This is a genomic window from Thermomicrobiales bacterium, assembly GCA_041390825.1.
Lineage (GTDB): Bacteria > Chloroflexota > Chloroflexia > Thermomicrobiales > UBA6265 > JAMLHN01.
Genome location: JAWKPF010000064.1, coordinates 1 through 7,175, shown reverse-complemented (window position 1 = coordinate 7,175; position 7,175 = coordinate 1). Strand labels below are relative to the sequence as shown.

Below are 7,175 nucleotides of genomic sequence, written 5' to 3'. Positions count from 1 at the left end.
AACCCGGCACAGCCAATCCAGCGCTGACAAAGCCCATGGCCGCCCGGTCGATCAGGGATCCGCGTTTGATTGCCGCCAAGACTCCGAGCGGCACTGCCAGGAGCAACGCGAAGATGGTCGCGCCGATCACGAGTTCCAGCGTGGCTGGCAACTTCTGCATGAAGAGATCGATGGTCGGCCGCTTGTTCTTGAGCGAATTGCCGAAATCGCCTTGCGCGAGATCCTGTATCCAGTACAGGTACTGCACCGGGATTGGTTTGGTCAGTCCCATCTCCTCACGCAGCGCTTCGAGCTTGGGGAGGTTCTCGGGTTTGGCGGCTTCCCGCCCCATTTGCATAGCGGCCGGGTCGCCCGGCGCCATGCGAATGAGTCCAAAGACAAGCATCGAAACGATGATCATCGTCGGGATGGCCTGCAGGATTCGACTGGCGGCAAAGCGGGCCATGCAACTCCGGGAACGTGCGCGGCGCCGTCAACCCGGACGGCGCCGCGCAGTGAGGGCGTTTCCTATCCCTCGCTGATGGTGGTGTCGTTGAGCAGCACCCAGCTCAGCGAGTTGATTCCCCAATTCGAAACATTGGGCGCGGTCACCGAGACCTTCGGCGTCTCCTGGATGACCATGATCGGCAGATCTTCGACGAAGAGCTGCTGCAAGCGGGCATATTGCTCCTTGCGCTCATCGAGATCGAGCGTCTCGTTCGCGCTCACCGCCAGTGCAGCCGCTTCCTCGTTGGTCCAGCCGTCGGTCAGATGCGGTTGCAGACCGAGACTGACGAAGTAGTTCGGATCGGCAAACCCTGGGAAGACGTTCCAGATGACATCGTAGGTATGGTTGAGGTAGTTATCGAGCCAGACCGAAAGTTCCTGGATTTCGATGTTGAGCTTGACACCAGCCTCGGCCAGTCCAGCCTGCCAAATGGTCGCCGCCTGCTCACCTTCCGGGTAGCCCTGAATGCCAAGCACGGTGAACTCCAGGTCGGCCGCGCCTTCCTCCTCGAGAATGGCCTTGGCGGCGGCGGGATCATAGTCATACCCAGGCACATCGGCATACGCCCAACTGTCCATCCCGACGAAGGTCCATTTCGGCGCGCCTCCGCCGGCATAGACCACCTGCTGCACCGCGTTCTTGTCGAGGCACATGGCGAGCGCCTGGCGAACGCGGGCATTGGTGCGGATGGTTTCGTGGTTTTTGCCCAGCATCTCGAAAAGCGGAATGCTGCTGGTGGGTACATTGATGACCACCACGCTGTCATCGCCTTCCAGCGCGGTCGATTGCGTCACCGGAATGTTCAGCACTCCCTGGACATCGCCCGATTTCAGGTTCGTGATGGAAACCTGCGGGTCGGGCAGGATGTTGAAGCGCAATGTCGCGACGCCCGGGCCTTCGCCATAGTAGCCGTCATAGGCTTCGAGCGAGATGTGATCGTTCGGCACCCATTCGACGAACTTGAATGGTCCGGAGCCGATTGGGGTGTTCTCGATATCGGCAGCAATCGCTTCGGAAATGATCGCGATCTGGGTCAACCCGTCGAGGAAATCTGCCTGCACCGCGGAGAGTTTGATGCTGATGGTCTGATCGTCGATGACCTCATACGATGCGACGTTGGTCAGCCGGCTCGACCAAACCGTCTCTTTCTCGACCACACGACCAAACGAGAATTCGACATCTGCCGCGGTCACAGGTGTGCCGTCGTGATAGGTCGCTCCCTCTACCAGGGTGAAGACGTAGGTTGTATCGTCCGGGTTCTCCCATGACGCCGCCAGATCACCCACATAGGTGAGATCGTCGGCATAGGTCACCAGTGTGCTGAACACCGGACGGCGCATCATGTCACCGTAGAGCAGCAGTTGGCTCACTTGCGGATCCAGAGTGTCGATATCGCCTCCGGCCGCGATCACGAGATCGCCCGAGGGCGCGACGTCCTGGGCGGCAGCGCGCAATGCAACAGCCGGAGACGCGGCGACGGCGCCAAGCGCGCCCACGCTCACTCCAGCCGCGGCCGCTCGAACCAGCAGTTGCCGCCGGTCGATCCGCCCAGTGAAGAAATCCTGCATCAACGTACGTGCGTGATCGGTCATTGGTCGTTCCTCCGTGAACGAGCCTGCAGTTTCCGGCTCGTTCGCATGCTGATTGCGCTCGTCGCGGAGCGTTGTACGAAATCACAAATGCCTTTACGAATCGTTACACCAAGCGCCGTGACTGTCAACGCGATATCCAGTTCGCGCTAGTTCGGAAGATCGCGCCGCTCGAACACAAGGAGTCCGGCAATCGACGCCAGGATCGCAAGACCAAGCAAGACGAGCAGGTTCGTCGTCGGGATCGTGCCGTGCGCCAATGCGGTCGGCGGATCGTAGTAGTCGAAGATCGAAAGCGGCTGCAGCGGCTTCAGGAAGTTCCAAAGGGTAGAAAAGTAGTCGATCACATACGAGACGATCAGAAAACCAGCCGCCCAGCCCACCGCCTGCCCCATGCGGTCGGCACGCGCGGAAACCAGCAGCGCCACCCCGGCAATCGCGAGCGCCAGAAGGAACGAGGTTCCAACCTGCGCGACAAAGTGGCGATTGTCCATCGTTCCATCAGGCTTGGCGATGAGAATACCGGCGATGTTCCCCAGCGACGCCACAATGGAAACCCACAGGGCAATCAGCACCACTGTCAGCACCCGGGCGAAATAGAACTGTCTCCGGGAGACGGGCCGCGACAGCGAAACCTGCACCTGCCCGCTCTCCATCTCTCCCGCCAAACCACGCGCCGCGATCCAGATCACCACTGCCGAGACGAGCAGGTGATAGACGGGATGGGTAAACCCGAGCGCCAGAAATCCCGGCAACCCGACCTGTTCGACGACCTCTGGCGTGACGTTCAGCAACGCCAGGAAGGGTTTCGGTACCAAATCCATGATGGAAACGAGCTGATCGAGATTGCCAAAGGCGTCGATCGCGACTGGTTGGATGTACTCGAACACGAACAACCCGATCGTGAGAGCGATCAAGCCGCCCCGCGACCTGCGGATCAACTGCCCCGCCAGCGTCAGCACCGTTCTCACCGTGGACCCGGACCTGACCCGTAGAATCCGGCGAAGATGTCGTTCAGGCTTGGCGGCGCGATGGTGACCGACTCCACTTGCCATTGGCCCAGGAACGCCAGCAGCTCGTTTGGATCGTGATCCACGAGCAGGGACAGCGCCCGGCCGTTGCGAGAGATCACTTCGGCCCCAGGGATGACCACAGATGCATCGAGTGGCCGCGCCAGCAGAATCTCAGCCCGTCGTCGGTGCTGCGCGCGCAGACCTTCGATCGATTCCTCTTGCACCAATCGCCCTTCCCGCACGATAGCCACGCGCTCGCAGAGCCGATCGACCTCGCCCAGGTCATGGGAGGACATGAAGATGGTGCGTCCCGCGGCGTGACAATCGAGTAGGTGCGCTTCGAACGCGCGCTGGATCAGCGGGTCGAGCCCGTCGGTCGGCTCGTCCAGGATCAGCAGTTCAGGATCGTGCTGGGTCGCGGCGATGAGCGCCAGCTTCTGGCGCATGCCCTTGGAATAGGTTTTGAGGGGACGACCCAATGCTGCTTTCGACAGCTCGAGCAGATCGAGCAGTCGCCGTTGAAGCGGCGCGTCGGAACCCGAAAGCCTGGCAGCGAACGCAAGTTGGTCTGCTCCGGTGAGCTCGGGGAAGAGCGAATCGGATTGCACCAGATAGCCAACATGCGACCGGGCTCGCACGCCATCGGTCCAGGTGTCGTGCCCGAACATGCGGCTCGAACCACGCGTCGGCTTGATGAATCCCATCAGGAGCCGAATCGTAGTCGTCTTTCCCGCGCCGTTTGGGCCAAGAAAGCCATAGAGGGCGCCACGCTGCACGGTCAGGGAAAGGTCTGAGAGAGCGTCGACTCCGGAATAGGTCTTGGTGAGTCCCGTGGTCTCGATGGCGGGGCCGGTTCCGGAGCTGCTCATCCGGTGAGCGTAGCATTTCGCCGGACGTCAGAGCCCAATGGCATGGTCTGGCGGCGATCGGTCCATGTGGTATAAGCAACCCCGAGCGTTCGGACTTGGGCAGGAGCGGCGGTGCGCAGCGAAAAGGACAAGTGGAAGGTTCCGGAATCCGACCCGGCCGGGACTGCCAAACAAGACCGCATCGACATTCCCAATCCGAGTGGAATGAGCGGTATCGAGGACACCGACCGCGGACCGCTCATCTTCTGCGGTATGTGCGGCGCGCTCAACCCCTCGACCAATTTCTATTGCGCCGCGTGCGGCACCACCCTGGTGGATGCCTTTCACGCCACTGAGGGATTGCGTGTGTTCGAGCGGCCGGACGCCGCCTCCCGCATCATCGACATCGTGCCGCCCGGGTCCGAGCTGGATATCAACGACGACCCCGACGCTCCCGACGACTATGTGCGCATCCGGCTCCGTAATGGGCGGCTCGGCTACATCAGGCTGAACGAAGTCGCAGCGCTACAGAACGCCGATCCGCATCTGCTCGACCCGGACACGCCGGACCCGAACCTGAACGCACGCGGATGTGTCTCCCCAATCGGCGCGCTGGCGGCCCTTGGGTTGCTGATCGTACTCGGTGGCCTGGCGACCTATCTCCTGATGCAAGGCGACTCCGGCCAGGGCGGATTTCTCGCTTTTGTCACCTGCGTCATCATCGCGCCAGTGGCACTGTTGATGATCTTCATGTACCTCATGGCCCGTGATCGTGAGGACCAACGCCAGGCCGACGAAGAACAGCAGGACTAGCGAGGCGTCATGCAGGAGCGATCGTTTCGGCGCGTTCCGCGTCCCAAAGCTGTCGCTGCAACTGCAAATGACCCAAGTGCACCGCGGTGTGCTCGAGCGCGTGAGCGATGCATTCTGCGCGGGTGCGACGGGCTTCGGACATGCCGCGCTCAGGGGTTGCTGGCCGATAGTAGATCGACGCCAGATCTTCGTCGTCGATGGTGAAAAAGACCTCTTCTGAGCCTTCGAGCCATCGATCGTACCGCTCCCGTAGCTGAGCGAGCGAACCTGTCGATGCGAACTCCGCCCTGCGATTGCGGTCCATGTTACGCCCACCTGCGGCCTCGAGAATCCAGAACTCGCCCGCGCCGACCGTATGAGTCGCCAGCGCGAAGAACGTGTTCACATCACGCATTCCGTCGCGGGGAAGCCAGGTGTTCAAGTCGTCTTCGGGAATACCGTCCAGTTGCTCGAAGATCTCCGCCACCAGTTTCTGCAACATGGCCATCGTGGCCGGTAGCATCGGATTGGTCATATTCAGACTCCCTTGAATTGGTCGAGCCACGACTCTGCGCCGATGGTCGTGGGCAACCCGTGACCGGGATACACCACGACATCGCCGGGCATCGCCGCCAGCCGCTTCAGCGACGCCGACATGTCGACCCCGGATGCGCCCGGAATATCGATTCGCCCATGCCCGTTGGGGAAAAGCACGTCCCCGCTGAGCAGCAATCGGTCGGGTTCGGAATAGAGCGCGATGTGACCGGGATCGTGGCCCGGCAGGTGCAAGACCGTGAATTCATGCGCTCCAAGGGGGACCAGATCGCCCTCGTGGAGCCACCGGTCGGGAATGACCGCCTCGAGTTCGAACGGGAGATCGGGGCTGCCGGGGCTTTTCAGCCGGTCTTCGGTCAACGGATGCGCGGCCACCGGCGCGGAAAACCGATCGTGCAGTTGATTCGTCGTTCCGATGTGATCCCAATGGGCATGCGTCAGGACGACCAACACGACCTCTCCGCCCAGCTCCGACACCCGGTCGTCGAGCAGTTGGTCGACATCCATCGGAGCGTCGATGATCAGAATCTGCTTCGACTTGTCATCGAACACGAGATAGGCATTGGTGTCGATCGGCCCACCGGCAAACGTCTCGACGTGTAGGGTCATCGGGTTTCTCCAAGTTCGGCGGCAATACTCGCCTCGGTTTCCATCGGTTCGGGATCGGGCGTAGGCGGCGGAGGAACCGGCGCCGGAAGAGACGCTTCCGGGTCCATCCCGGCGATCCAGACCGGCTCACCGTCAGGAAGCGGCGCCAGCTCGACACCGAGCCGTTCCAGCAGGTCTTTCGCCCAGATGGCGTGCCACGGACGAGGGTTGACCGGGCGATGAAGCGCGTGCGAGTCAGATCCCGCTGAGATGAACATCCCACGCTCGTCTGCCAACCTTCGGTAGAGGGCTGTCTGCTGATCGGTATACGAGCGGTAGTGCGCTTCCAGGCCGTCCATCCCCGTTTCCGCAACGATTCGATCGATGTCCTCTTCCGAAACGATGCCGACCGCGTCCGCGCGGCCTGGATGCGCGATCGAACAGACGCCGCCGGCTCGGTGCGCTGCTTCGACGACATCGGTCAACGGCAGATCGGCGGTGAAGGCGCCTCCAAGCGCGACCACCAGCTCCGCGGCCTTGGTGAGGTTCGGCACATGCTGCATCTCGATCGCAGCGCTGAGCACATGAAATGGCCAGAGCGGTCGCCCTGCACGCACCTGCTCGAGATTGGGAAGCGGCTTGCCATCAGCTTCGATCCGGCGGGCGGCATCGGCCGCGTTCTCCTGGAGTTGGAGATCGATCGTGTGCATCAACTTCAAAAATGGCTGCGCGTCCGGGTCGGTCCGATCGGGTCGAATCCCGTAGCAGAGAATATGGAGCTGACGGCCGTTCCAGCCGCAGGTGACCTCCACACCAGGGATCACGTGCACGCCGCGAAGCTTGCCCAGCTCGATCGCTTGCACAACAGACCGCTGCGTATCGTGATCGCAAATCGCCGCCACGCGAAAGCCTCGCTGGGCCAGATGGTCGATCAACGCCGAAGGCGTCCATGCTCCATCGCTTGCCAGGGTATGCAGATGGAGATCCACGGGCGCGCGCGCTGGAATGGCGATCCGCTCGGTTGGCGCGGCATGTCCATTGGAAGTAGTGGTCATCGAGTGCCTTTGAAATGGGTCCAGTGTCCAGAGTCCAGTCTCCAGAGTGTAGTAGGGAATGCCTGTGTGCGCGTGAACTCGCGGTAACTCTGGGCACGGGAAACTGGACTCAACTTCATCGACGTGTCACCATCGGCTCATCAGAGTTCGAGCGACCACCACGAGGGCAATGAAACGATGGCATTCGATCAGGCAACGATCTTCAAGGCGTACGACGTGCGTGGCATCGTCCCGGACGAGCTCGACGC

General features: G+C 61.7%; 8 protein-coding genes. 1 reads left to right on the top strand and 7 read right to left on the bottom strand.

Annotated features, from left to right (window positions below):
• From R2855_19600 to R2855_19585, 4 genes are all read right to left on the bottom strand, one after another.
• Positions 1-445: ABC transporter permease (locus R2855_19600; GenBank protein ID MEZ4533209.1), on the bottom strand; the 445-nt coding region annotated here is incomplete at its 3' end.
• Between the two features lie 62 nt (positions 446-507).
• Positions 508-2,079: an ABC transporter substrate-binding protein gene (locus tag R2855_19595; protein ID MEZ4533208.1), complete on the bottom strand. Its 1,572-nt coding sequence runs from the start codon at positions 2,077-2,079 to the stop codon at positions 508-510.
• A gap of 146 nt (positions 2,080-2,225) precedes the next feature.
• Complete coding sequence (locus R2855_19590) at positions 2,226-3,038, bottom strand: ABC transporter permease subunit (GenBank protein MEZ4533207.1); 813 nt, start codon at positions 3,036-3,038, stop codon at positions 2,226-2,228.
• Between the two features lie 5 nt (positions 3,039-3,043).
• Positions 3,044-3,958, bottom strand: coding sequence for an ABC transporter ATP-binding protein (locus R2855_19585; protein MEZ4533206.1), 915 nt, complete (start codon positions 3,956-3,958; stop codon positions 3,044-3,046).
• A 111-nt stretch (positions 3,959-4,069) separates the two neighbouring features.
• Here R2855_19585 and R2855_19580 point away from each other — a divergent pair, with 111 nt between their 5' ends.
• Positions 4,070-4,750: a hypothetical protein gene (locus R2855_19580; protein MEZ4533205.1), complete on the top strand. Its 681-nt coding sequence runs from the start codon at positions 4,070-4,072 to the stop codon at positions 4,748-4,750.
• Positions 4,751-4,757: 7 nt separating this feature from the next.
• On the opposite strand, the gene R2855_19575 is transcribed toward R2855_19580, so the two are convergent.
• Genes R2855_19575 through R2855_19565 form a run of 3 tightly spaced genes read right to left on the bottom strand, consistent with a single transcriptional unit; the run spans position 4,758 to position 6,927 of the window.
• A complete protein-coding gene (locus R2855_19575) occupies positions 4,758-5,264 on the bottom strand; it encodes a DinB family protein (GenBank protein ID MEZ4533204.1) in 507 nt (168 codons plus the stop codon).
• Between the two features lie 2 nt (positions 5,265-5,266).
• Positions 5,267-5,893, bottom strand: a complete 627-nt coding sequence (locus tag R2855_19570; protein MEZ4533203.1) for an MBL fold metallo-hydrolase — start codon at positions 5,891-5,893, stop codon at positions 5,267-5,269.
• Positions 5,890-6,927 (bottom strand): PHP domain-containing protein, encoded by a 1,038-nt coding sequence (locus R2855_19565; GenBank protein MEZ4533202.1) that lies wholly within the window; start codon positions 6,925-6,927, stop codon positions 5,890-5,892. The genes R2855_19570 and R2855_19565 overlap by 4 nt, the downstream gene beginning before the upstream one ends.
• Between the last annotated feature and the right edge of the window lie 248 nt (positions 6,928-7,175).